At 71.9% G+C, this 22,787-nt stretch carries 26 protein-coding genes and 1 pseudogene; 2 read left to right on the top strand and 25 right to left on the bottom strand.

Features of this window, described 5'->3' with window-relative positions; all coding sequences use genetic code 11:
- A partial coding sequence (locus ACF09K_RS34120) for a tryptophan synthase subunit alpha (protein WP_392249225.1) occupies nucleotides 1–963 on the bottom strand: 963 nt, incomplete at its 3' end.
- A 104-nt stretch (nucleotides 964–1,067) separates the two neighbouring features.
- Here ACF09K_RS34120 and ACF09K_RS34115 point away from each other — a divergent pair.
- The gene (locus ACF09K_RS34115; RefSeq protein WP_392249221.1) at nucleotides 1,068–1,721 is read left to right on the top strand and encodes a DUF6082 family protein; all 654 of its coding nucleotides are present in this window, start codon (nucleotides 1,068–1,070) and stop codon (nucleotides 1,719–1,721) included.
- An 81-nt stretch (nucleotides 1,722–1,802) separates the two neighbouring features.
- Here ACF09K_RS34115 and ACF09K_RS34110 read toward each other — a convergent pair whose 3' ends face one another.
- The 21 genes and pseudogenes from ACF09K_RS34110 to ACF09K_RS34010 all read right to left on the bottom strand — a co-directional run bounded on the left by ACF09K_RS34110 (nucleotide 1,803) and on the right by ACF09K_RS34010 (nucleotide 17,668).
- Nucleotides 1,803–3,593, bottom strand: coding sequence for a type IV secretory system conjugative DNA transfer family protein (locus ACF09K_RS34110; protein ID WP_392249220.1), 1,791 nt, complete (start codon nucleotides 3,591–3,593; stop codon nucleotides 1,803–1,805).
- Nucleotides 3,594–3,625: 32 nt separating this feature from the next.
- Nucleotides 3,626–4,408 (bottom strand): annotated as a pseudogene (locus ACF09K_RS34105) (DUF317 domain-containing protein).
- Nucleotides 4,409–4,410: 2 nt separating this feature from the next.
- Nucleotides 4,411–4,635 carry a hypothetical protein gene (locus tag ACF09K_RS34100; RefSeq protein WP_363087791.1) on the bottom strand — a complete coding sequence of 75 codons (225 nt, stop codon included), beginning with the start codon at nucleotides 4,633–4,635 and terminating at the stop codon, nucleotides 4,411–4,413.
- A 371-nt stretch (nucleotides 4,636–5,006) separates the two neighbouring features.
- Nucleotides 5,007–5,828, bottom strand: coding sequence for a DUF317 domain-containing protein (locus ACF09K_RS34095; protein ID WP_392249219.1), 822 nt, complete (start codon nucleotides 5,826–5,828; stop codon nucleotides 5,007–5,009).
- Nucleotides 5,819–6,172 (bottom strand): hypothetical protein, encoded by a 354-nt coding sequence (locus tag ACF09K_RS34090; protein ID WP_392249218.1) that lies wholly within the window; start codon nucleotides 6,170–6,172, stop codon nucleotides 5,819–5,821. Before ACF09K_RS34090 ends, ACF09K_RS34095 begins: the two co-directional genes overlap by 10 nt.
- Before the next feature lie 26 nt (nucleotides 6,173–6,198).
- Nucleotides 6,199–7,002: a DUF317 domain-containing protein gene (locus ACF09K_RS34085; protein WP_392249217.1), complete on the bottom strand. Its 804-nt coding sequence runs from the start codon at nucleotides 7,000–7,002 to the stop codon at nucleotides 6,199–6,201.
- A complete protein-coding gene (locus ACF09K_RS34080) occupies nucleotides 6,999–7,385 on the bottom strand; it encodes a hypothetical protein (RefSeq protein ID WP_392249216.1) in 387 nt (128 codons plus the stop codon). Before ACF09K_RS34080 ends, ACF09K_RS34085 begins: the two co-directional genes overlap by 4 nt.
- 341 nt (nucleotides 7,386–7,726) lie before the next feature.
- Nucleotides 7,727–8,482, bottom strand: coding sequence for a hypothetical protein (locus ACF09K_RS34075; protein ID WP_392249215.1), 756 nt, complete (start codon nucleotides 8,480–8,482; stop codon nucleotides 7,727–7,729).
- A gap of 728 nt (nucleotides 8,483–9,210) precedes the next feature.
- Complete coding sequence (locus ACF09K_RS34070; protein ID WP_392249214.1) at nucleotides 9,211–9,819, bottom strand: relaxase/mobilization nuclease; 609 nt, start codon at nucleotides 9,817–9,819, stop codon at nucleotides 9,211–9,213.
- Complete coding sequence (locus ACF09K_RS34065; RefSeq protein ID WP_355647423.1) at nucleotides 9,816–10,253, bottom strand: hypothetical protein; 438 nt, start codon at nucleotides 10,251–10,253, stop codon at nucleotides 9,816–9,818. Before ACF09K_RS34065 ends, ACF09K_RS34070 begins: the two co-directional genes overlap by 4 nt.
- Nucleotides 10,254–10,350: 97 nt before the next feature.
- The gene (locus tag ACF09K_RS34060; protein WP_392249213.1) at nucleotides 10,351–10,848 is read right to left on the bottom strand and encodes a hypothetical protein; all 498 of its coding nucleotides are present in this window, start codon (nucleotides 10,846–10,848) and stop codon (nucleotides 10,351–10,353) included.
- A 35-nt stretch (nucleotides 10,849–10,883) separates the two neighbouring features.
- Entirely contained in the window at nucleotides 10,884–12,674 is a 1,791-nt protein-coding gene (locus ACF09K_RS34055) for a hypothetical protein (RefSeq protein ID WP_392249212.1), read from the bottom strand.
- Nucleotides 12,671–13,813, bottom strand: a complete 1,143-nt coding sequence (locus ACF09K_RS34050) for an AAA family ATPase (RefSeq protein ID WP_392249224.1) — start codon at nucleotides 13,811–13,813, stop codon at nucleotides 12,671–12,673. The genes ACF09K_RS34055 and ACF09K_RS34050 overlap by 4 nt, the downstream gene beginning before the upstream one ends.
- Nucleotides 13,814–14,000: 187 nt before the next feature.
- Nucleotides 14,001–14,222 carry a hypothetical protein gene (locus ACF09K_RS34045; RefSeq protein ID WP_392249223.1) on the bottom strand — a complete coding sequence of 74 codons (222 nt, stop codon included), beginning with the start codon at nucleotides 14,220–14,222 and terminating at the stop codon, nucleotides 14,001–14,003.
- Nucleotides 14,219–15,112, bottom strand: a complete 894-nt coding sequence (locus tag ACF09K_RS34040) for an MFS transporter (protein WP_392249222.1) — start codon at nucleotides 15,110–15,112, stop codon at nucleotides 14,219–14,221. Before ACF09K_RS34040 ends, ACF09K_RS34045 begins: the two co-directional genes overlap by 4 nt.
- Before the next feature lie 44 nt (nucleotides 15,113–15,156).
- Nucleotides 15,157–15,573 carry a hypothetical protein gene (locus tag ACF09K_RS34035; protein WP_392249211.1) on the bottom strand — a complete coding sequence of 139 codons (417 nt, stop codon included), beginning with the start codon at nucleotides 15,571–15,573 and terminating at the stop codon, nucleotides 15,157–15,159.
- Nucleotides 15,570–16,028, bottom strand: coding sequence for a hypothetical protein (locus ACF09K_RS34030; RefSeq protein WP_392249210.1), 459 nt, complete (start codon nucleotides 16,026–16,028; stop codon nucleotides 15,570–15,572). The genes ACF09K_RS34035 and ACF09K_RS34030 overlap by 4 nt, the downstream gene beginning before the upstream one ends.
- Nucleotides 16,029–16,066: 38 nt before the next feature.
- Nucleotides 16,067–16,198, bottom strand: a complete 132-nt coding sequence (locus ACF09K_RS34025) for a hypothetical protein (RefSeq protein ID WP_392249209.1) — start codon at nucleotides 16,196–16,198, stop codon at nucleotides 16,067–16,069.
- Nucleotides 16,199–16,432: 234 nt separating this feature from the next.
- Complete coding sequence (locus ACF09K_RS34020; protein WP_392249208.1) at nucleotides 16,433–17,101, bottom strand: hypothetical protein; 669 nt, start codon at nucleotides 17,099–17,101, stop codon at nucleotides 16,433–16,435.
- Nucleotides 17,091–17,327, bottom strand: a complete 237-nt coding sequence (locus ACF09K_RS34015; RefSeq protein ID WP_392249207.1) for a hypothetical protein — start codon at nucleotides 17,325–17,327, stop codon at nucleotides 17,091–17,093. Before ACF09K_RS34015 ends, ACF09K_RS34020 begins: the two co-directional genes overlap by 11 nt.
- Before the next feature lie 32 nt (nucleotides 17,328–17,359).
- Entirely contained in the window at nucleotides 17,360–17,668 is a 309-nt protein-coding gene (locus ACF09K_RS34010; RefSeq protein ID WP_392249206.1) for a hypothetical protein, read from the bottom strand.
- Between the two features lie 766 nt (nucleotides 17,669–18,434).
- Here ACF09K_RS34010 and ACF09K_RS34005 point away from each other — a divergent pair.
- A complete protein-coding gene (locus ACF09K_RS34005) occupies nucleotides 18,435–18,908 on the top strand; it encodes a hypothetical protein (protein ID WP_392249205.1) in 474 nt (157 codons plus the stop codon).
- A gap of 147 nt (nucleotides 18,909–19,055) precedes the next feature.
- Here the strand turns inward: ACF09K_RS34005 and ACF09K_RS34000 are convergent, their stop codons facing one another.
- The 3 genes from ACF09K_RS34000 to ACF09K_RS33990 all read right to left on the bottom strand — a co-directional run bounded on the left by ACF09K_RS34000 (nucleotide 19,056) and on the right by ACF09K_RS33990 (nucleotide 22,631).
- Complete coding sequence (locus ACF09K_RS34000; RefSeq protein WP_392249204.1) at nucleotides 19,056–20,561, bottom strand: VirB4 family type IV secretion system protein; 1,506 nt, start codon at nucleotides 20,559–20,561, stop codon at nucleotides 19,056–19,058.
- 28 nt (nucleotides 20,562–20,589) lie between these two features.
- Nucleotides 20,590–21,051 (bottom strand): DUF6238 family protein, encoded by a 462-nt coding sequence (locus tag ACF09K_RS33995; protein WP_392249203.1) that lies wholly within the window; start codon nucleotides 21,049–21,051, stop codon nucleotides 20,590–20,592.
- A 107-nt stretch (nucleotides 21,052–21,158) separates the two neighbouring features.
- Entirely contained in the window at nucleotides 21,159–22,631 is a 1,473-nt protein-coding gene (locus tag ACF09K_RS33990) for an SCO6880 family protein (protein ID WP_392249202.1), read from the bottom strand.
- Between the last annotated feature and the right edge of the window lie 156 nt (nucleotides 22,632–22,787).

Here is a 22,787-nt window from a genome sequence, read left to right as displayed (position 1 = left end):
GCCATCGAACGATCCTCTTCCGTCGGCTGTGGCCCTGACCCTATCGAGCGGCCTCAGATCACGGCACAGCCGCACTTGCGGGACAGCCCTTAGGGCGGCGATGTTGAGCGGCCCTCGGTAGCCGGTGGGTTGAGCGCTAGCCGGTGGGTAGAGCCACCCGGAGGCGTTGGCGGCCACGGTGGCCAGGTCGTCGTCGGTGGTGCGGCGCGGGACGAGGCGTGGGGTGCGGAGGTTCGCGTGGTGTGCTGCGGCCTGCCAGTACTCGGCGTGGTGGTCAGGCAGGTCGACGATCATCACGCCGGACGCGCCGGCATCGGCGAAGATGCGGGCCGCGGATTCGGGGCCGTGCCGTTGGACAGGTTCCCAGTAGGTCATGACGACGGTCGGTCGCAGGTGTGCGGCATACGCGACCGCGCGGACGGCGCTGTCCAGGGCATCGCCGCTACGCAGTACGCGGCGGTAGGCGTGCTGGATGACAGGTCCGTCGAGGTGGGCGTCATGGTGGGCGAGGCCGATCTCAAAGAGGTCGGTACCCGCGTGGGCGAGTTGGCCAAGGTGGCGACGCTCTGCGTGCGAGCAGTGCAGGCCGGCGGGGACGAAGGTGCCCAGCGCGCTACGGGGTTGGGCGAGCAGGGTGTGCAGAGGAGGGGTTGTGGCCAGAGGGGTACCTTTCTCGGCTGGGGCCGTGGTGGTGTCCGGCCGGCGGAGCCGACGGCGCGGGTGAGTAGGCGCTCTGCTGCGGTTGGGTAGTGGGGTGGAGGGTGCAGATGCCGGTCCGGCGGGAGGTTTGCGGTGCGCGCGGTACTGGGCGAGTGCGCGGTGACCCGTGGCGTCACGGTGGTCTCTCGCCCCCGGGAGAGAAGACGGACGTGTCGAGGTAAACCACGGAGCGCCTGCCCAGGGCCTCCTAGCCGCCCGCGACGTCCGTGCAGGGCTGTCCGGTCGATCGTGCGGGTGCCACATTGAGCGCCTCTTGTCGGCCGTGAAGACGGGCTTCATTCTGGTCAGCGAACTGTCAGCCAGCATGCGGGGGACGGATGACAACTGGAAGTGGCACGGCGCAGCGCATGACTTGGGTACTGACGGCTGTGGCTTACGTCCTGCTCGGTCTTGGAATGATGGGGTTGATAGTTGCGACACCGTTCGTACTGGCCGCTGTGGCTCCGGCGGGCACGGACTGGGGGAAGCTGAGTGACATCAGCCAGACGTACGGGGCCGTTTCCGTCGTGCTCTCAGCCATCGCTTTGGCCGGTGTGGCTCTCTCGCTCCTCTACCAGGTTCGGCAGGCACGTACGAGCAACGAGCAGGCCATCAGGGACAGCCACCTCCAGCTTGCGACGCTCGCGCTGAGCGACCCGATTTTGCTCCAGGCATGGGCACCGCCTGTTGCACCGGTGACCTTGAAGCGGCATCAGCAGCATCTGATCACGTCTCTCGCTCTCGGGGAGTTGTTGCAGCGGTTCCGTATCGGCCATCTGTCCGTCGAGAAGCTCGCGATCAAACTCGATGGGCACTTCCGCGGGGAGATCGCGCGGGAACAGTGGGAGCGTGAGGGAACAGGGTGGCACCGCACCATGGAGGCTGGCGATCGCCGGGATCGTGTGTTTGTTCGCCTGGTGGACGAACGCTTCCGGGCCGCTGTGGCGACGGGGCCGCCGCCCGCCCTTCTGGAGTTTCAAGATCGGCCGGACATGTCTTTCAGTCACCGTCCTTCCGCCTAACCTCGACCCGCTGCTACGGGATACGGCCCACTCCTTCGCCTAGCGTGAGCGGACGGGGCACCACGTGCAGCAGGGTGTCGCTCACACGGCCTTTCCGAAGTCGGACTGCACGGGGCTGTGCTTCGCGACGGCGCGGTTGGTGATCGCCTGCGACGCGCGGTCGGACGCGGCGGACAGTTCTGTCGCCCCGGGCTCTCGGTACCACGGCCGTAGATCGAGCATGGCCGCGCGCATGCCGGTGGCGAAGCAGAGCGCGGTGCCCTTGGGCAGGGCGCGGATCGCGTCGGCGGGCAGGATCCGCTCCTGACGCATCGAGACCGACGTGCTCTTGCCGGACTCCGAGTGCGAGGTGGACGTGGTCTGCACGTCGTGGTCGCCGATCAGGCGGGAGAGCTTGTCGGCGAAGTCCGGGTCGTCGATGCCGGAGCCGATGACCTTGACCGTCGAGGCGGACCACATGGCGTCCATGCCCGCGTCCCCCCAGACCTTCTGGCCCTGCCGATAGGACTGCAGGATCGTGATGGGGATGATCCCGCGGGAGCCGAGGTGGGAGTAAAGGTCGGGCAGGTCGCTGATCTTGCACACGTTGGCGGCCTCGTCGAGGATCGCCAGCATGGGCGGGTCCAGTCGCCCGCCGGCGCGTTCGGCCTGAGCGGTCGCGGCCCGCATCACCGAGTCCGCGCACGCGGCGATCAACGCCGACGCGCCGCCTCCGCCGTCCTTGCTCAGCAGGAAGAGGGTGTCGGTGGAGGTGACGAACTGCTCCGGCCGGAACTCCGCGACGTCCTTCTGCGGCGTCACCCACGCGGCGATCTCCGCGTTCAGGAGGGCTGCGGCGTACTGGCGGGCGGTCTCGTAGATGCCGTCCCGGGTCTCGGGCGGGCCCTCCACGGTGCCCTTGAGCTGAGCGGCGACGGCGGTGAAGCCGTGGTCGCGCAGGATGTCCAGCGGGGTGCGGTCGGCGGGGAAGGCAAGCCAGGCCATGATGTCGGTGATCGGGCGCTCGTCGAGCGCTGCGGCCAGCATGAGCTGGGAGAGGATGTTGCTGCCGGCCTTGGACCAGAAGTCGCCCTGCTGGGAGGCGTCCACGGACGCGGCGAGGAAGTGGCCGGCTAGCCGGTTCGCCCCGTCCAGGGTCTTCGCATCGGCGAGGGGGTTCCACCACATCTCGCGGGCGGCGTGCGCGATCTGCTGCGGATCCATGGTCCACACCGCCCCGGCCTGGGCCCGCGCTTCGTAGGCGGTGGTGAAGGCATCGCCGGCGGCCTTGTTCGACGTCAGGAGGACCGGGCCGGGTGCGTTGAGCATGGAGGGGATCGCGAGGGAGGTCGTCTTGCCCGAGCGGGGCGCCATGATCGCGACGGCGACATCTTCGAACCCCATCCGGACCTCGTGCCTGGTGCCCTGCAGATTGCCCAGGAGGATGCCAGTGTCCTTGGCGTCGATGTGCTTGGCGTTCTTCAGGCTCGGTCGCAGGGAGCGGGCCTTGTCGGTGATGGCCCGGGACATCAGGGGCTCGATGTCCCGGGCCTTGGCCATGTCGGTGATCTTCTTCTTCCGGCCACCGCCCGAGCTCCTGTGCCGGGCCCACAGGAGGCCGACCACGGCGGCGAGGGCCAGAAAGAGGACGACGGGCACGATGCGGGCGCCGACCAGCAGGGACGTTTCTCCTGCGGTGGGCCAGACCTGCTCGGGGTGGAGCAGGGCGGCAGTGGGCTGGTAGGGCGCCCACGCGGCCCCCGTGAGGGTGGCGGTGAGGTTGCCGCACAGCCAGGCGAGGTGGGCGAGGGGGATGGCGAGGGCCGCCAGGCCGAGCAGGAGGCGCAGGGCGAGGTCGTACCCGTCTGTGTTGCTCGTGGAGGAGGGTGGCAAGGGCTGGGTGCTTCCGGGCGGGGACGGGAGGGCTAGCGGCTGTGACCGCGCTGCGGCGGCGAGTGCCGTGCGGGGATGGGGGCCGGCGGCGTGCCGGCGGGCCGGGCAGCGAGGGAGCGGACGCGGTCCTCCAGCGCGGCGGCGAGGTATACCGCGGGCACGTCGACGTACTTGCGGGCGACGATGTTGGGGTTGTGGGTCGGCAGCCTCTGCTCGCCGGTGCGGTACACGGGTTTTGGGTCGACCAGTGCGGCGGTGAACGCGGTGACGAGGTGGGGCGGGGTGTGGGTGCCGAAGCGCGCCTGCCACACCGGCGGGCGGTTCGGGGCGAGGGCGGCGGTGACAAACCAGGAGCCCGGTTCTTCTGCGCTGCCCAGCCGCTGGACGTAGGCGGTGCCGTCGGGCGAGACGAGGCCGTCGGCGTCGGCGGCAGGGGGATTCCAGGCGACTTGCCGGAGCGGTCCGAACGGGTCGTGGGACTCAGCTGCCGGCGGGGCTGGGTCGGTGAGGGCGTCGGTGAAAGCGGCGATGAGTTCGACGGGGGTGCGGGCGCCGAAGCCGGCGTACTAGGCGGGCCGGCCAGGCTCGGCGGTGTGGTGGAGGGTCCACCACTGGCCGTCGGGGTCCGGCTCCAGGCGCAGCAGGGCCTTCTGGTCGGGGCTGGAGAGCAGCACGCGCGGCATCAGCGGGTCATCGCCGTGGCTCCAGCCGCTGGCGCGGTGGAGGGGCACGGTGATCCAGGCGGGGTCGCCCCCACCGGCGAGGTGGCGCGGGGTGATGAAGTCGACCTCGACGGTGTCCGCGGTGGAGGACATGGTCACCGCCTCGTCGCGCGGTAGCCGCCGTGCCGGGCCGTGAGAACCGGAAGGTGCGGACGCTTGGGCTGGGGGCCGGCTCGACGGGTGGCGGTGTTGATGTCGAGGATGGCGCGGCCGTGGCAGGCCCAGTCGTCCAGGTAGCTCCAGCACTCGGCGTGGTGCTCGTCCAGCGCATCGTCGTACGCCCCGCTCCCCGGTCCGGCGTCCTCGGGGAGCTGGGCCACGGTCTGGCGCCACTGCGCGTCCAGAGCGTCGAGGCGGTTTAGCGCCTGCTCCAGGATGGCCAGCTGTCCGGGCCAGCTCTTGCGCGTGAGGTGGGCGGGCAGGTGCTGGAGCTGGAGGCGTGCGGTGGCCAGGAGTTGGCGGGCTCCGGCGCGGGTGGTGGTGAACGCCGCGGCGGTGTCGGAGTCGCGGACGGCGGCCCGGCGGCCGTAGGCGTCATCGTCGAAGGGCCAGCCGTCCAGGTCGGTGTTGAACTGCGTGTAGGCGTCCCAGGAGGTCAGGATTCGGTCGCTGTTGCGCAGGTAGCGGTTGAGGCGCCGCAGCGAGGTGCGGCGGTGGTTCAGGGTGCGGGGGATGAGGTGGTCCTTCCGGTTCAGCGGTGGGCGGTCGGCTGGACGGCTGCGGTGTGCGGCAGGGGCGGCGCGGGGGTGGTCTGCCGGCGGCGTGCGGCGCGGGCCTGGGCGCCGATTGCCTTCATGCGGGCGGTGTGGGCCTCGACGACCTGCTGTGGGCTCAGCGGGCTTGGCTCCTTGACGGCGCTGTGGTGGGCGGTGCGGTCGAACATGCTGCGCTGCAGCGGGCTCCGGTCGGTCAGCGCTGTGAGGAAGGCGCCGGCAAGGTGGTCGGGGACGTGCTCGTCGAGGTAGGCGTGCCAGATGCGCGGGCCGGGGTACTGCGCGTCGCGGGCGTCTCGGGCCTCGATGTGCCAGGACGGCAGGTGGTGGAACTCGCTCATCGGGCGCCGTTCGATGTGGCAGAGGGAGTCCGGCGAGTGCGCCGCGCCGGCCTCGGCGCGTCGCCAGCCCGCTCGGGTCACCTGCTCCCAGGGGTCCTGGTGCGGCGAGGCGGGTGCGAAGAGGGCGTTGGTGAGGCCGGCGAGGACCTCGGCCGGCACGCGCTTACCGAACTCGGCGTACCAGCCGGGCCCGTTGTCGCTGTTCTCGGCCCGCAGCCGCCACCAGGCGGAGGTGGTGGACTGCGGGTCGAACTGCAGGCAGTAGCGGTGATCGGGGCTGCGCATCACGATCTCGGCGTCGAGGGGGTCGGAGAGCGTGGTCCATCCGGCGGCGGCCAGGCCGTGGGTGACGTGGCGGGCGTCGCCGGGGCCGGCGAGGTGGCGGGGGCTGGTGTCGAAGGGGATCTGCCCGGCGTGCTTGTCGGCGAAGGCGGCGAGTTGGCGTTCGCTCAGCGGCACGCGCCGCACTCCGGGTCGTTCTGGGCTGTCTGGTGCAGTGCGCGCAGTTCGTCCAGGACGTAGTGGAGGGTGTGCTGGTCGCTCTGTTCCCACGCGGCGGTGCGCAGTTCGGCGACCAGGAGGCTGACGTGTGCCGCGCCGGCGGCGGTCTGGTGCTCCTGGACGGTGCGGGCGAGGGCGCGCAGGGTGTCGGCGAACTGGACGGGCAGGCCCGTGTACTCGTCCAGGAGCGGCTCGATCAGGGCGAGGGCTTCGGTGGGGTCGGGGTTCTCGCGCAGGTACTCGGTGAGGTCCGAGAGGGTGTCGGTCAGGGTGCTCAGGGCGTCCGGGGTGGGGGCGGGCATCGTGCTCCTTGAAGGCGGGCGGGGGTTCAGCGGCGGGTTCGGGTGCCGCCAGCGGGGGCTTGCGTGCGGGTCTTGGTGCGGGGGCGGGCGTTGTGGACGCTGTTGCGGGCCCAGGTGGCGGCGCGGGCGGCGGTGATCCGGGCCTGCTGCCAGGCGCCGAGCTGGGAGGGTGTGACGGAGACCGACCAGGTACGGATCTGCGCGCTGCTCGGCACGCGCCCGCGCGGGCGCATGACGGGCTCGGGGTTGGCGAGTTCGGTGGCGAAGGCTTGTACCAGCTGCATCGGGGTGTTCGGCGTGAAGCTGGCTGTCCAGCCGTTGTGCTGCGTGTCCCTCGCTCCGGCCCACCACGTTGCCGAACCGTTGGGGCTGTGCTGGTAGCGCAGGCTCGCGCTGCCGTCCGGGCTGGTGGCTACGTAGTGCTCGCCCTCGGAGCGGGTCTGCCAGTGCTGCTCCTGCAGCGGCGCCCAGACGTTGGGCGCGTGAGCGGAGCGGGGCCGGGTGAGTGCGTCGGTCAGGCCCGCGACGATCTCCACCGGCGTCTGGCGGCCCAGGTGCGCCGACCACTCACCGTTGAGCGCGTCGGCTTTGCCGTGGATGGTCCATCCACCGGGGATGATGTAGGGGTCGTAGGCGACGCGCAGCGCGCGGCTGGGGCTCTCCATGAGCAGCGGGCCGCCGGACTTGGATTTCTCCCGCCATCCGCAGGCGCGCAGGAATTCCGATATGTGCCGGACGTCGCCTCCGCCGGCCAGGGCGCGGGGCTGGACGAGGTAGTGCTGCTCCGCCCGCTCGCCCGGTCCCCAGCCCTGCCATTGCTTCTTGCTCACCGGTGTCGCCGGGCGACGAGCGGCGCAGGGGCGGGAGGCTTCGCCGCCGCGGTGGTGGCCGGCCGCGCGCCGAGGTCCTTGAGGAGGTCCTGGTGCTCGTCCAGGTCCAGGCTGATGTCGTGCAGCTCGTTGGCGGCTCGGCCGAGCGCGAGCCAGACCTCCGCGGGCAGGACGCCGCGCTCGGCCTCGCTCTTGGCGAAGTGGCTTCCGGTGATGACGAGGTGGGTGACGCCGCCGAGAACCCCGGCCTCCGGGTCGAGGATGTGGGCGATGAGCTGAGCGGCCTGCGGCGCGGGGAGCTGGGAGAGGTGGTCGGCGAGCTGACCGAGCTGCCGGGTGATGTCGTCGGCGAGCTTCACCGGCTGAGGGACGGGGTGGGACATGCTCCTCCTGGTGGGTGGACGGTCAGTGGTGGTGGCGGTAGCCGATGCGCTGGGTCTCCGCGAGGACGGTCTCGGGTCGGGCGCCGGCCAGCGGGGAGGGTCGGTCGGGGCCGGTCGGGAGGCAGGCGCGCAGATAGCGGCGGAAGAGGGCCGTGGCCAGTCGCGGCTTGCGCCGGGCACTGATGGGCGGGGGTGTGCGCTTTGCTACGGGGTGCTCCAGGTATCGGGCGGTGGGCCCGGGTGGCCCCGGCGCGGTGCCGGGACCACCCGGGCCCTCTACGGAGTCGGCAATGCCGCCGAGTCGTGCGAAGAGATCGGGTTCGTCGCCGGGCGCGGGACCCTCACCGAGAACGGACGGCCTGCGACCGGGAACCGGCAGGAACGGGCGGTGGCGAAGCGGGCGCGGCGGTGGGCGCGCTGCGGCCCGAGGGGTGCTGGAGAGCGGTGCCGATGCCGAGCGCGTCGAGACACGGGCCGATCGCGCGCAGGGCGCGGGCCTGTGCCTGGGTGTCGTCGCCAGCGAGGCGGTAGATGCCGCTGGGCGGGTCCTGGACAAAGCCGTGTGCGGTGAGGATGGCGCCGGCGCGGTCGTCCGCGGGGGCGGTGGCGATGCTGCCGTCAACCTGCCAGGTTAGAACGACTCGGTCCGGCTGGGAGGGCTGGACGGACGCCAGGGCGTTGTGGCGGGCCTGGGCGAGGGCGCGGTCGTAGCGGGCGAGCAGGTCGGCGGCGATCTGCTCCGCGCTGAGGAACGGGTCGTCGGTCAGGGCGATGCCGTTGGGTTCGGGGACCGCGCGGTACGCCTCGTCGGGCAGGGCCGGCGGGGCGAGGGCGGCGATGAGGAAACCGTCGCGGCCGTCGTGCCGGTCCAGGACGGCGAACTGCGCGCCGTCCGGGCGGCTGAGGACGGCGGCCTCGGTCAGCGGGTGCTCGGCGAGGGCGGCGGCGACCAGGTCCAGGTCCCAGATCCGTTCAGCCAGCTCGGCGAGGTCGTCCTTGGCATCGGCGGGGAGATGAGCGCTGGTCCAGGTGTCGGGGAGTTCGCCGGCGAGGACGTCGGCGTAGGAGGCGAGGCGCTCGGAGGTGGGGTCGTGCATGGTGTCCTTGCGGGTGGGAGGTCAGCGGCGCATCGCGGCGGCCAGCGGGGGCGGCGGGGCCGGGAGCGTGCGAGGCGGAGGCGGGCAGGCGCACACGGCGGAGCGCTCCCGTTCGGCGGCCGGCACCTCACCGCTGCAGGTGCTGCGGCCGGGGTGCGGGGCGTGCCGGTCGGCGAGCGCGTTGCGCGTGTGGGCGAGATCGGTGCCGATGAGGTGGAGGTACTCCTCGGCGAGGTAGCGCAGGCGCCGGGCGGCGTAGGGGTCGACCGGCTGGCCGAGGTGGTCGTGGAAGTCGGCGGCGGCAGTCAGTACCTCGTGCAGGGCGGTGAGGATGCCGTCGCCGGGGGCGGTCAGCTCGGTCAGCGCATCGGCCGCCTCGTCGGTGGTGGTGGCCTCGCGGATGCGCTCGGCGACGTGGGCGACGGAGGAGCCGAGCGTGGGGTAACTGGCGGGGCGGGCATCGGTGTCGAGGCCCTTGTCGCAGTCGACGTGGTAGCCGAGTGCCCGCAGGCGGGCGACGGTACCGGTGGCCGGGCGGGCCTCCTCGTCCCGGTTCAGGCCGGTGGGGGTGCGGTGGTAGGTCTCGTGGAGGCGGACGACGGCGACGAAGCCGGTGCGCTGCAGGACGCTGTGTGCCTCGGGGTCGCCGCCGCGGGCGAGGAGTTCGCCGGAGTGCGGGTCGCGCCCGATGTCCAGGAAGCGGTCGGTCGAGGGCAGAGGGGCTTCTCCTACCGTGATCGGTGGGCGGAGCGCCAGGCAGGCGAGGGGAGTGAGGCGGTGCGGGGCTGGACCAAGCGTGCTGCGGTGGTGTCCAGGTCCTGCTGGATGGCGTGCAGGCGGCGGGCGATCAGTTCCAGGCCGTGTGCCGCTTCGGCACCAGCGGGCCCCGGCTGGCGTTCGAGACGGTGCGCGGTGTGCTCGATCAGTCCGCGGACCGTGGCCAGCGGGCCTGCCTGTTCCTCGGCGAGCTGGGTGAGGACTCGGGCGAGCTGGGCAGATGCCGTGGGCGCAGCTGGGATGGCACTGTGGCCGGTGCGTACGGGGAACAGGTCCCGGTCCTGCGGATGCAGGCGGACGTCCACGTGGAGGATCGCCTGCCGGTCGTTGTCCGGGCTGGCGGCGAACGGGTGCTCCAGGTACGGGTCTTCAAGGTGCTCGGCCCACTGGGTGGCCGTCCACGTCTTCTGCTCGTCGTCCAGAGTGAAGTGGTCCAGGCCGGGCCAGTGGGCGACGACCGTGTGGTCGGTCAGGCCCTCGTTGGGCGAGACCGGCCGGCCCAGCGCCTCTTCGAGGGGGCCGTGGGAGCGGTGCGTGCGCTCGTGCAGGCGGGGGATCACCGGCCGCCCCGCGCGTCGGCGAGGTGGACGAGCTGGCCCAGGGCGGTGGTCGTGTACCAGCCGCAGTCGATCACTTCCTCGCGGTCGGCGAAGCGAGGCAGGAAGGTGTCCTCCATGGCCCGCAGGTGGATCAGGCAGTCGGGGCAGCGGCGCGAGAGGTGCACGAGGTAGCGGGGGTGGCCGGTGGTGTAGGTCTGGGCGCCGCCGGTCGGGTCGCGCAGCCGCCATCCGTCTTCGTCGGTGGGGGTGTGCCAGGACGGGGCGACGATGCGCATCGCGTCTCCCCACAGCTCCCCGCCGGCAACCCCCTTGAGCACGACGACCGTCTCGCCGGCCTGGAAGTGGGCGTGGGTGATGTCCCGGGTGGGAGTGAGCGGGTCGGGCGTGAGGGCGAGGACCGGGGCGGGCGGCGGGGTCCAGGGCGGGGGAAGCAAGCGGAGTCCTTCCACACGGGGGAACGGCGGGAGGATCAATGGTCCGCAGGAACGGCGGTTTGGCTAACCGGCGTTGTCCGGCTATGTTGCCCCGGCCTCAGCGGAAGGGGTTCTCCGTGCCGAGGTCGTCCTCGCCAGCTGCTTCCAGAAGTTCGAGCAGGTCAGAGCCCTCGGCATCGCGCTGGTCGATCCACCAGCCGGCCCGGGTCACGGCGCGGGCCTTCTCCTCCAGCTCCGCCCAGTCCGCCTCGTCCCAAGTCCCCTCCACGACCAGCGTCGTGTGCGCGCCTTTCATCAGCTGGTGGCGGGAGCGCTCGCCCCAGTCCAGAGCCCTCTCGGGTCCCTCCAGCGGCGGCATGTCGAATCGCTTCGCCCACGCTCGGGCTGCCTCCTGCTCCGCGGCGCGCCTGGCCGCGAGCCATTCCTCCTTGGATTCGGTATCGGCGTCGCGTGACGCCTTCCAACAGTCGGTGCAGTCCTTCGTCGCTAGCCAGCGGGCGAATCCGGCGCGCCGGTCGGCTGGACGGTTGGAGAGGTCGTGGGTCACTTCGTGCCCACAGCTGTGGATGATCTTCCAGGCCGTGCGTACTGCCACGTGATTGTTCCTGCTTTCTATCTTTTTGTCTTGTCTCAGCGTGTTCTGCGGATGGCGTCTGTGGCCGCCTTGGCGATGGCGACGGGAGCGCTGGAGGGCTGGGGAAGGTGGAGCAAGGTGGTTCCCGGCAAGTGGTGGGACTTCGCGGTGAGGGTGAGCTGGAGGACGGCGCAGCCGGCGGTCGTGAGCTGCTTGACACGGGTGACGGCTTGAGCGGTTTCGTCGCTGCCGTACCGGGCGTCGGTGACGATCACGAGCAGGCGGCCGGCGCCGGGGCGGCTGAGTTCGAGGCCGTGGTCGAGGGCGTCGATGGCGTCGCCGAGATTGTGGTGGCCGCCGGTGGCATCGAACGTCGTCACGCGCTCCGGTGCTCGGTGGGTGGGTCGGATCAGTGCGGTCAGGTGCCTGTCGTAGGCGATGGTGGCGGTAAGGGATTCGGGGTCGGTCAGAGCCGCTGCGCGTGCCACGATCCAGGCGGCGGACGCGACGGGCGCGCAGGCGGCACGCATGGAGCCGGAGACGTCGACGGCGATACCCACACGCAGCGGTGGGGTGGGGGAGTTGCGGCGGCGGGTATGGGTGAACGGTTCCGCGGTGGGGACCGACCCGGCCGCACGCTGAGCGTCGCGGGCGAGGGCCGCGCGCATGTTGAGGCGGCCGGGCGGGGTGGGGCTGGTGGTCCGCTCCTCGGTCCGCTCGCGGTAGGCGGCGGCACGCAGGGCGCGGCTCAGGCGCGCGGCGGCACTCTTCTCCGCGGCGGTGGGCCTGCGAGTGCCGGTGACCGGGTTGCCGGAGGGCGCCGGTGTGCCGTCGGGAGAGACGGTGGCGCCACGGGCGTTGAAGACCGACTTGGCGGTGGCAGCGGCTTTGCGTCGCTGGCCGGCCCGCTGGGCGCGGTCCTGAGCCTGCGCCTTGGACTGCGCGGCCACGGCGTTGGCCGCTGCGGCCTGAGCCGCGACGTCGGCGGCGTCGGTGGCTGCCGTGCTGTCCATGACGACCCCCACGGCGCCGGACAGTAGATCGGTGAGGTTCTCCGGCACGGGCAGGGCGGGGGCCGCGATGTCCAGAGCGTCGCACCATGCTTGACCGTGCGCGAGCATCGTCGTGGCGTCGTGGTCGGCGCATTGGTGCGCTGCACTCCAGATGCGGGTGAGTGTGGCCAGCAGGTCTGCGCCCAGCACCTTCTTGCACAGATCGGCGACGGCCCGGGTCTCGCCGGCGTCCAGGATGCCGACATCACGGCGGCCGAGGATCAGGGCCGCCACACCGGCGGCGTGCTCGATGCCCTGGAGGTTGGGGTGGGCGATGTCGGGCATGACCAGGGGCCTGGCGCTGGTGCGCAGGTACGTGCGGTCCGTGGGCCGCGTGATCAGGTGTGCGCCTTCGACACGGCTCTCCTCCAGCAGGAGCGCGGCCTCGACGACATGGGGGTTCGCTCCGGCAGGTGCCGTCCAGACGGAGTGGGCCGCGTGCGCGGCCTCGTGCACGAACACCCCCCAGGCGGCGGGATACCGCTCCTCGTCGCCCACGATCCTCGGATGGATCTCGTGGGGCTTCAGCGGGGCGAACAGGCCGGCGTCGAACTCGACCTCGCCCAGAGTGGGGAAGAACGCGGCCGGCGCGTCGCTGCGCGTGCCGGGGCGGCAGGTGACGAGGAGGTCCTGGCGGCCGGAGAGGGCGACCAGCCGGTCGCCGAGTTCGGCTCCCACGCGCAGCCACGCGTTAGGGGAGGTGCGGGGTTGCGCGGGCGAGGCGCCGTCGTCGTCCCATCGCGCGAGGTCGCCGTCGTCGTCCGGCATGGATTGGACGTGGTGGTGGGCGCTCATCGCGAGCGGCCCCGGTGTGCGGAGCCGGCGCTGCCCGGGGGCTGCCGGGTGGCCGAGGCGGGGAGCTGCTTGCCGAGGGTGAGGGGCGCGATCTTCTTGATGCCGACCGACTTGGTGATGGCGTCGGCGACGGCGTCGCGATCCTCCACCGGAGCGATGCCGACGAGGTTAGCGAGCGCGGCGTTGGTGCCGAGGACGGCTTCGGTCTTCTGGTAGCTGAGCAGCTCCCGCAGCTGGGGGGCCCAGCCCAGCTCGCCGAGTTCGACCTGGTGGGCGAGGTGTCGGGCGACCCGGACCACCCGGGCATCGATCCTCAGCGCCAGGGCGAGGTCGTAGTCCGTGCCGATCTGGATCTGCACGCTGAACCGGCTCGCGAGCGCCTCCGTCAACACCGCCCCGTGCACGCCCGGGTTGTGGCCCGCCACCACGTAGAAGCCCGGCTCGGCCTTGATGGTCTCGCCCTTGTGGGCCTTGACCTGGATCTGCCGGCGCCCGTCCATCGCGGGATACAGCGCCGCCAGGACCTTCGGTGAGATCAAGGTGGCATCGTCGATCAGCAGGGCGCGGCCCTCGGTCATCGCGATGACCAGCGGACCGTACTGGAACACGTAGCCTCCCGCGTCGGCCTGTGTGTACTCGCCGATCAGGTCGCCGACCGTGGTGTCGCCGTCGCCGGCGACGGTGAGCAGGTCCGGGAACGCCGCCTCGACCAGACTCGTCTTGCCGGTGCCCGGAGGGCCGTAGAGCAGCACCGGCACGTCGGCGTCGCGCAGGCGGTTCAGCGCCTCGACGTCGGGCAGATCGGCCAGCTCCCGGGGGTGGTAGAGCTGGCCCCCCGCGCGGCGGATCGGGCCAGTCTGTCGGGGCGTGGCTGCGGCGGGAGTGGCCGTGCGGGCCGTGGCCGCCTGGGCGCGGGGAGCGTGGGTGCCCGGAGGGCTGATCACAGCGGTCTGCGAGGCTGCGGCGGTTTTCGCGTTCGCGCGGAACTCCGGTTGACCGGTCCCACTTTGGTCCGCTTCGCCGCGTCGCACCAGGGTGAGCGCGGCGTTGCGGACTGCGCCGTGGGAGTGGCCCAGCTGCCTGGCCATGTCCCCGATGGTGAGCGTGTCCGTCGGCCGGTCGGCCAGCAGTCGGGCCACCTTGGCCCGTAGTTCGCCGCCCTTGGTGCGCGCTGGACTGGTGGGCGTAACGGGTGTGGTCAAACGAGGCCCCTTCAACGGGTGCGGGCGGGTTGGCGATGCGCTGGAGAGGCTGGCCGCTGGCGGAGCGGATCACGGGCTGTGGCGACGTCGGCGACCGGGCCAACTGAGGGGTTGCCGGTGGCGTTCACCGGCCGGCCGAGGGCTTGGTGCAGGTGCACGGGATGGCCGGCGACGAGCAGCTCGCTGGCTGCCGAGCAGGCCCGTGTGTCCGCTCCGTGCCGGGTTCCGTCGCTCCGCAGGCGCAACCTGGCGTCTCTTCGAAGCCGGACTGGAGCAGGATCCGCCGGGCGGCGGCGTTGTAGCCGGTGGTGGTGATCTCGCCGGTGATGGCGTGCCGGATCGTCAGGAACGGCTCTGCTGGTGCGTCGGGCAAGGCGGATCTCCTATCGGTGGTGGCGGGAACGGGAAAGGTCGCGGGCTGCTTGTCGGCTGTCGTGGCGGTACGAGCCGGCGGCGTGCGGCGAGCAGGACGGCGAGCGCGAAGGCGGCGCCAGCGGCGGGGAGCACGGCACTCGCCAGGGGCTGCTCGGCGAGGCGTCCGGATAGGGCGGTGCCGGCGGACTGCCCGACGCCGATCGAGAGGATCAGCCAGGCGTACGCCTCGCTGGTGCGGGCCGCGGGTGCGAGGGTGTCGGTGGTGGCGTAGGCGCAGGCGGCCACGACGGTCATGAACGCGCCGGGCACCGCGACCGCGACGGTGGCCGCGTACGGGCCGGGGAGGAACAGGAGTGGCAGCCACCCGGCCACGAACGCACCGGCGACGGTGACCAGCCGGCTGATGGTGGTGCTGTTCCAGTGTCGGCGGCCGTAGAGGAGGCCGCCCAGGAAGCTGCCGGTGGAGAACGAGGCGGGCAGGATCCCGGAGAGCATCTCCTGGCGGTATTGCTCGGCCATGGAGACCGCCCAGACGTTCATGGCGCCGATCGCGAAGCCGATGCCGACCAGAGAAGCGAAGAGCAGTACCAGTGCGGGACTGGCCAGTCGCGGTGTCTCGCGTGCCGGTACCTGAGCGGGCGGGGCCGGACGCCAGCGTCGTGACGGTGGCGCGAGAGCCACCGCGGCGGTACCGGCCATGCCGAGTACAGCGGTGACCGCGAGCGCGGTGGTGGGGCTGTGCGTGGAGGCGAGCGCCGCCACGAGCAGGGGGCCGACGATGTAGAGCAGACCCTGCGTGCCGGTGTCCAGGGCGAGGGCCGCGTGGCGGAGGCGGGGGTCGGGCAGCACGCTGGGCCACAGGGCCCGCAGTCCGGCCTCCAGGGGAGGCGTGCTCAGCCCGCCGGCTACGACGATGGCCGTGGCCAGGCCCGCTCCGCCGAGGGGCTGGCTGTCGGCCGGTCGAGGGCACGGCGGATCTCAGCGGTGGTGGCGGACAGGCCGTCCAGGACGGCCCGCCACCCGGCCAGGTGCCGCGCGGGCGGCAGTTCGTCGAGCGCGTGGCGGGCGGCGTCCAGGAGGTTCTCGGCGTGCGGGGCGAGGTGGGTGGCGTACGCCTCGACCGCCGCTTCGTCGCGGCCTGCTCGTGCGGCTGCCGCTGCGCCTGCGTGGACGGTGCGGCCGAAGCTGTAGCGGGTCGTGTCGAGCGCGACCTCGTACTTGTGGTCGATGACCGCCATCCGCAGCCGGAAGGTGCGGGCGCTTTCGATGACGTCCTTCACCACCGTTGGGGAGCCGTCCGGGAAGGGGTTTGACTCTGTCATCGGGACCGCCCCGTTCCAGCGGCGGTCAGGTGAACGGTCGGTGCGTAGGTGGGCTTCGGCGGGATCGGCCGGGCAGAGGGGGGCGAGGTGGTGGGCGCGGTGGCGTGCTGGGTGGTCCGGCCGGCGGCAGCTTGTGCGAGGCGGCTACGGCGCTCTAGGAGGCCGTTGGGCCGTGTCGGGCGCGCAGCCGCTGCGGACTGCTGGGGGTCCAGGCCCATGTCGGCCTGCACGGTGTAGCCGTGGCTGCGCAGGTCCAGGACGGCCTGGCGGGTGCGGCGGGCTCCGTCCCGCTCGGGCTCGCTGAGCCGGTAGAGCCCCGGCTTGTCGGGGACGGGCTCGAACTGCTCCCGCTCAAGAAACCAGTGGGTGAGGTGTGCGGGCAGGGAGGCGGTGGAGGAGGCGACGAAGCCGTGCTCGGGGTGGGTGCCGAAGGCGAAGTGAGTGCCGGGCTGCAAGGGGGCGTGCTTCTCCTGACGTGGTCAAGTGGCGGTGGTCAGTGGCCGCGCTGGGCGGAGGTGGTGGTGTGGGCCGCCGGGGCGGCGACGGGGAGCACGGGGCGGGGGTGGGGCGCGCTCAGCCGGGCCTGGCGCAGGAAGCGCTCGCCGTCGATGAGGTGGCGGGACATGGCCTCCAGGTCGCGGCCGAAGCGGTGCTGGTAGGCGGCCAGGAGGAGGGGAGGTGATGGCTGGGCAGCCCGTCGAACTGGACGTGGATGCCGCTGTAGCCGGTGCCGGTGGTGGGGCGCGCGATGAAGGAATGGGTGGACAGGCGTACTCCAGGGGACGCGCGGAAGAGACTGGGCTGCCGCGGGGAAGGGCAGCGATCGGCCGTGCGAGGTCCTAAGTGCGATGCAACTGGGTCAGGACCGGGGGCCGGAGGCGTCGGTGCGGGCGCAGGTGTAGCCGATCAGGCGGGAGGGCTCGGCCTTCGCGGGGACGGTGGCGGCGTCGTCGCGCACGAACGTGTACCGGATGGAGGTGCGAGGCACGTCGTGGAGCCAGGCCCGGTCGTCCTTGCCCGGGTTGAGCTGCAGGCCGGAGTTCGCGACGGTGTCGGTCTGGGCGTGCGTGTGGGAGAAGAGGACCAGTGCGCCGCCGTCAGCGGTCTTCAGGGCGTAGGCGTCCTCGTAGCGGTTGGGGGCTTCGTCGAAGACGGTGCTTGCCTGGCTCCCGAACCGGGGTGCCGGTCTCGTCGTGGACCTTGATCTGCCGCTTGCGTACTGCGTCACGATGTAGGGGTCCTCGCGTGTCACGATCCAGCCCTCGGGGTCTCCGGGACGGCGTTCGGAGGGAGGCTCCTGCGGTGGGCTGATGGTCAGGTAGCTGTCGTCGGGGAGCGAGACGCGCACGATGTAGGCGCTGAGGCCGAACTCGATGTCGCAGGGCAGTCCACGGGCCCGTAGCGGTGTGGTGATGTGCGTGTGGCGACGCCACAGCTCCTGCCACCATCGTTCCCCCACGTTGCGGTGGTCGGGCAGCGGCGCAAGGGTTGTGCCGGCGTTCACGGGGTTCGGCTCGTCAGCGGCCACCGATGCTCCTCCGGGACGCCGGCCGGTGTCGCGGAGCCGGACGGTGGGTGAAGTCGGTCTCCGGCACCTGGTGCGAGTCGAGTTCGCAGGCGCCGCAGGCCACGCTCAAGTCGTGCTCCATCTCGGCATCGCGGTCGGCGAGCTGTGCCATGAGGTCGTCGTGTTCGGTCTGGCGGCGCCGGGCTTCGGCCCATTCGGCGGCATTCTCGTGAGGGGGTCGGGTCAAGGGGACTCCGGGTGTGGGGGCGGGGCGGGGAGCTACCGGCGCGGCGCGGTACCGGGTGACGGGGGAGAGGGCGGCGGGCCTGCGGTAGTCCCCTGCGGGAGGCCGGTCGAGGTCTCAGGGGCCGGGGCATAGGCGAACCGCAGCCTGTTCACGCCGGCTTCGTCGGCAAGGGCCAGGACCGACAGGGCCCGGCTGGCCGCTGTCATCAGCAGGTTCGAGGGTGATCCCTTGGCCGCGCCGCGGTTCTCCTGTTTCCACCGGGCAGCCGCGGCGAGGTAGTCGCTCAGGGCGCGCAGTGCGGGTTCGGCGGCATCCAGGACGTGGTCGGTGACCGCGTCCATCTCCGCCGGGGTCTGGGCCGCGGCGAGAGCGTTCAGGTACGGGGTGAGGTCGGGTGCCTGCCAGGAGTGGTCGGGCAGCGGGTGCGCGGTGCGGAAGCGCGCTGCGTCGTGCCCACCGCTTCAGGTCGCCGCGGGTGGCGAGGTTGTAGCGGGCCACATGGATCTGATCGGCGTCACGGCCGGCGTTGTCGTACAAGTCGAAGTCTGGGTCATGCGAGGTGATGAGGTAGTCCTTCAAGCGTTCGTCGGTGTCGGGGAAGTCTTCGGGTCCGGGCCTGCTGGACGTGGAAGCCGGCTGCGTCGAGGAAGGCGAGGGCAGATGGCGCTCCTCGACGGGGCGAGCCGCATGCATCTCGGTCACCGACGAGTACGGCGAGCAGCTGCTGACGGCGTGGGAATGGCACGCGGGCTGGGGGCGGTGGTGGGCCCGTCCGCTGTCACCTGGCGGTAGGCAGCGAGGGCTTCTCTAAGAGTGCATTCTCGTGCCGCTCGGGTCGCTTTCGTGGTAGCTCATTGTTCCACCATCCGTAAAATAGGACTCCTGTGAGGACAAGTGCCCCCAAGGCGGCCCCGGTTACGTGTCCGACAGGTGGCGGCGAGACCGCCACTCCCACATGCGCGAGAAGCCAGGGCTTCGGGAGCCTGGGCTCGGCTTCGACGCTGGTACCAGCGATCTGACTGGGCGCGTCATACCGCCGTTCTCGCTGCGGTGGTCGCAGCCGCGAGCCTGGCCATCACAGCGTGGGGAACGTACAAGGCGGCTCAGGTGGCTGACGACCAGCTCGCGCAGTCCAAGGAGGACGGCGAGAAGGAGCAGCGAGCCGCAGCCTCACGCGTAACGTGGTGGGAAGACGGCGGTGAGAGCATCACCGTGGCCAATCGGACTCTGGACCCGGTTTTGGTGACCATGTTCTTGCAGACCCGTGAGATGAAGGAACAGAAATCCAGCTGGGCCAACTACATCTATTTTGGGGTGGTGCCGCCCTGCACTTCCATATCGGTGCCGGAAGCTGCTGTCAAAGATGAGGCCACCCGCCGCAACCCTGGGGAAGACTGGCTTCTGAGAGGAGTCCACTTCGTCTTGTCGGATGGCACCTTCTGGGTCCGCCACGCCAGCAATCGCGCACTGGCCGCGACCGAAGTACCGCTACCTACAGGGCTGGCCAATCCGAAACAGCCGGGCGGGTTGCTTGCGGATCCCGATGCGACGACGATTCGAATGGAGCAATGCAGGAGCTGACCATGATCAAAGGCTGTCCCGCCCGCGTTGCGGATGGTGACGTAGTCCGCGTCGTCGATGCCCTCGTGAAGGACGGCTTTGATCGAGGGCGCGATACTGGCCATGTCGACGCGGGCCTGTTCCCCCTCTGGGGAACTCGACGCCGTGTCAGTGCATGCGGGCGTCGGTGTCGAAGAGAGCCAGTTCGTGGCTGTGGAGGAGGTGCTGGACGATGAAGCTGCGTCCAGCGACCTTCCACAGGCCCCGGCCGCGGTTGAGGTGGGCGATGGCGTCCATCTCGACGGAGGTCAGACCGAGGAGGCTGGCGGCGGCGTGGAGCTGGTCGGTTTCCTGGCGGTAGATGATCCGGGTGGAGCAGTCGGCGAGGAGGCCCTCGGCGAGGGCGCGTCCCTGTGATCCGGCGTCGCCGGCGGTGAGCAGGTCGGAGAGCCGGTGGATCACCATCAGGTTCGCGATGCCCAGGCCGCGGGAGAGCTTCCACTGGGCCTGCATGCGCTGGAGCAGGCCGACGTGACGCATCAAGCGCCAGGCTTCGTCGTAGACGATCCAGCGCTGGCCGCCGTCAGGGTCGGAGAGGGCGCTCTCCATCCAGGCGGAGGCGCAGGTCATCGCCAGGACCAGCGCGGTGTCGTCGCCGGAGCCGCCGAGGCGGGAGAGGTCGATGGTGAGCATCGGCGCTGTCGGGTCGAAGTCCACGGTGGAGGGAGCGTCGAACATGCCCGCCAGGTCGCCGAAGACGAGGCGGCGCATGGCGTGGGCGAGGTCGCGAGCGGCGTCGCCGAGCCACCCCGACATCATCCCGGCGGCCTCATCGAGGGCGTCGGGGTCGTTGAGCGTGGCGGCGATGTCGCCGAGGAGCGGGGTGCGGCCGGTGGCGTCGGCACGGGTGACGACGGCGTCGAGGGCGACGTCGAGGGCGGTGTGCTCCATGGGCATCAGGTCTCTGCCCAGGACGGTGCGGGCCAAGGAGCCGAGCAGGAGCAGTCGCCGCTTGCGGATCTCCCCGGCCCAGTCCGCTTCGGAGACGCTCGCTGGTCGCGGGGCTGCGTCCAGGGGGTTCAGCCGTCCGGGCAGACCCGGGCCGAGGGCGACGGACCGTCCGCCGAGGGCTTGGGCCACGGGTGTCCATTCGCCCTTGGGGTCGCAGGGGACGTAGACGCGGTAGCCGAAGGCGATCGAGCGCAGCGCGAAGGACTTGGCGAGCGCGCTCTTGCCCTGGCCGATGACGCCGGCGAGCAGCAGGTTGGGGTTGGTGAAGCCCTCAACCTTGCCGTACAGGGCGAACGGGTCGAAGACGAAGCTCGCTTCGGCGTGGACGTCGCGGCCGATGTAGATGCCCTCGGCGCCGAGGCCGCCTTCGGCGAGGAAGGGGTACGCGCCGGCGGCCACCGCCGTGGTCATGCGGTGGGCGGGCAGCTTGAGTCGGTTCCCGCGGGCGGAGGCGGGGCCGGGGCGTCCGCCGGCCGGGTGGAGCGGGGCGGGCATCTCGTGCTCGGGGTTCGTGGCTTGGGCGGAGTGGGTGCCGGCTTCGGCGCGGGCCTTGGCGGTGGCTTCGGCGAGCTGGCGGCGGGCGGCCTTGCGGCTGGCGCGGTCGGTGCCGTGCGGGGTGAACAGCGGGGAGGCGGAGGCGCGGCGTGCGGGCCGGTGGCTCATCGGGGGCCTTCGATTCTGCGGGTGGTGCTCATCGCACGCAGGCGGTGGTGTGCGCGCGGAGGTCGCTGGGGGTGGTCTTGCGGCGGACGACGTGTCCGGCGGCGAGGTGGCGCTGGCAGATCGTCAGCACCGGCGGGCCTTCGGGCAGTCGGTCGGGGCTGCAGGTGCTCTGTTCGGCGTCCGCTGCGGTGCCGGTGGGCAGCAGGTGGAAGGCGTTGTGGACGTTGCTGGTGGCCTGCCAGAGGTGGGTGTGCGCGGTGGCCAGGTGTCGGCCGGCGGCCGGATGGGGCGGGCGGGTGTTCTCGGCGAGGCGGTCCAGAAGGTGGAGCAGGGTGGTGAGGTGGCCGTGGAGTGCGTCCAGGTGCTGCCGGTCGGCCGGCCGAGGCGGTAGGGCGTCCGGCGGGCGGAGGGCGCGGGTGTGGTGGCGGACTCCGGCGCTGGCGGCGCGCAGGTAGGGGTGCGCGTCCTCCGGGGGTGCGGGGGAGGTCAAAGGTGGTGGTCCTTCCTGCCGGGCGGCAGGGGCGGCGACGGGCGGTTGCGTCGCGGATGAGCGAAGGGCTGTGGGCAGGGACGCCGGCCGGTGAACAGGGGGCGGGTTCACAGGGCGGTGCGGGCCAGGGGCAGTGCGCTGAGGGTGAAGGCGTCGGGTTGCTGGTAGTTGAGCCGTCGCAGGTCGACGCCGGAGGTGACGGCGTGGGTTTCGATCTGTGCGCAGGCGGCGTCCAGGAGGGCGTCGGTGTCGGCGGTGACGGTGACCAGGCCGGTCAGGGCCACGTCCGCGTGCCCGGCGATGAGCTGGCGCTCACGCTGCTTGACGTCGGCGTACTCGACGGAGTCTTCCTCGCTGTCGACCTGGCCGCGGCGGGAGCGTTCGTTGGCGTCGGCGATGATCGTGGCCTTCCGCCGCTGGACGTCGCGCAGCGCGGACTCCAGGGCCTGCGGAACGTAGATCAGGGAGAGGCCGCGGCGCACGCCGGCGCTGAACATGATCCCGTGCAGGAATCCGGCGCCCATCTCGGTGCGGGGCCAGTTCTCCACCCAGTACGTGGCGTGGCGGGCGCTGTCGGTGGCCAGGCGGTCGTACTCCTCGACCTGGACGACGGGCCCGGCGGCGGCCGGGTCGGCCTCGGCGCGGCCGGTCTCGGACCACTGCTGGAGGGCGGCGAGGGCGGCCGGGTCGTAGGCGGTGCGGATGACGGCGGCGATCTCCCTCGCGGTCAGCCACCCGGTGACCTGGAGGCCGGCGTTGCGGGCGGCCTGGGCGATGGAGGCGGTGGTCTGCTCCATGACGGTGAACGCCCCCGGCAGCCCGCCTCCGGCCTGGCTGATCAGGCGCCGGGCGGCCTTGAGGTCCAGGGAGATGGCGAGGTAGGTCTCGTGCGGTGCGGCGGCGGGTCCGGCGGAGGCGACCAGCTCGGAGTAGATCTGCCCGGCGACCGGGGTCTGGGGCTGGCCGTGGTGGGTCCAGTGGCGGGTGAGGGTGTCGCCGCTGTCGGGGACGGTGCGTTCCAGGACCTGCACGGTGGCGATGTGCCCGGTGCGGGCGATGCCCGCCAGCGCGCGACCCCAGCTCGAGACGTTGTGGTTCTGCGTGGCGGGGTCCAGGAGGGCGAAGGCGCGGGAGCTGACGCGGGCGATGGCGGTCAGGGTCTGCTGGTGCGGGTCGTGGACGGCCGCGGCGCCGTTGGCGGAGTCGCCGGGGGTGACCACCTTCAGGGAGGCGGTGGTGCCGGGCAGGTGCAGGATGCCGTCCTGCCGTGGACGGGTGACGGGCCGGGCGAGCCAGAGCGTCTGACCGGTGCGGAGGCGGTGCGCGTAGCGGGTGACGATCGGCGCCCAGTCGATCAGGGATCGTCCGTGCCGGCGGATGGCGACGAGCGCGCCGGACGCCGCCCACAGAGGGGCCAGAGCGACGGCGCCGAGCAGCCCGGTGGAGATCACAGTCAGCAGCAGTACAGCCAGCGTGGCGGACACGAGCAGAAGTTGGGGCAGGGAGAGGCCGAGGAGGATGCCGCGGCGGGAACGGTGCGGGAACTTCACCGTGACCGGGGCGACGGACAGATCAGTCATGAAGTGGGTCCTGGAGGCGCGGGTGGAATCCGGGGGCGGGGGGGGGGGGGGCCCCCCCCCCCCCCCGGGTGGGGGGGGGGGGGGCCCGGGGGGGCGGGGTGGTCGGCCCCCAGGTCGGGGGGGTCTTCGGATCCGAGGACGGGGGCGCGCCCCGGG

Origin of the sequence: Streptomyces sp. NPDC014882, from assembly GCF_043081325.1 — a bacterium.
In the GTDB taxonomy this organism is placed as follows: domain Bacteria; phylum Actinomycetota; class Actinomycetes; order Streptomycetales; family Streptomycetaceae; genus Streptomyces.
This window is presented reverse-complemented; position numbering and strand designations above follow the sequence as displayed.

Coding starts and splice junctions, on each gene's coding strand:
- ACF09K_RS34115 (WP_392249221.1), top strand. CDS start 1,068: ATGACTTGGGTACTGACGGCTGTGGCTTACGTCCTGCTCGGTCTTGGA.
- ACF09K_RS34090 (WP_392249218.1), bottom strand. CDS start 6,172: ATGCCCGCCCCCACCCCGGACGCCCTGAGCACCCTGACCGACACCCTC.
- ACF09K_RS34080 (WP_392249216.1), bottom strand. CDS start 7,385: ATGTCCCACCCCGTCCCTCAGCCGGTGAAGCTCGCCGACGACATCACC.
- ACF09K_RS34075 (WP_392249215.1), bottom strand. CDS start 8,482: ATGCACGACCCCACCTCCGAGCGCCTCGCCTCCTACGCCGACGTCCTC.
- ACF09K_RS34055 (WP_392249212.1), bottom strand. CDS start 12,674: ATGAGCGCCCACCACCACGTCCAATCCATGCCGGACGACGACGGCGAC.
- ACF09K_RS34035 (WP_392249211.1), bottom strand. CDS start 15,573: ATGACAGAGTCAAACCCCTTCCCGGACGGCTCCCCAACGGTGGTGAAG.
- ACF09K_RS34025 (WP_392249209.1), bottom strand. CDS start 16,198: ATGTCCCGCCACCTCATCGACGGCGAGCGCTTCCTGCGCCAGGCCCGG.
- ACF09K_RS34010 (WP_392249206.1), bottom strand. CDS start 17,668: ATGGACGCGGTCACCGACCACGTCCTGGATGCCGCCGAACCCGCACTG.
- ACF09K_RS34000 (WP_392249204.1), bottom strand. CDS start 20,561: ATGAGCCACCGGCCCGCACGCCGCGCCTCCGCCTCCCCGCTGTTCACC.
- ACF09K_RS33990 (WP_392249202.1), bottom strand. CDS start 22,631: ATGACTGATCTGTCCGTCGCCCCGGTCACGGTGAAGTTCCCGCACCGT.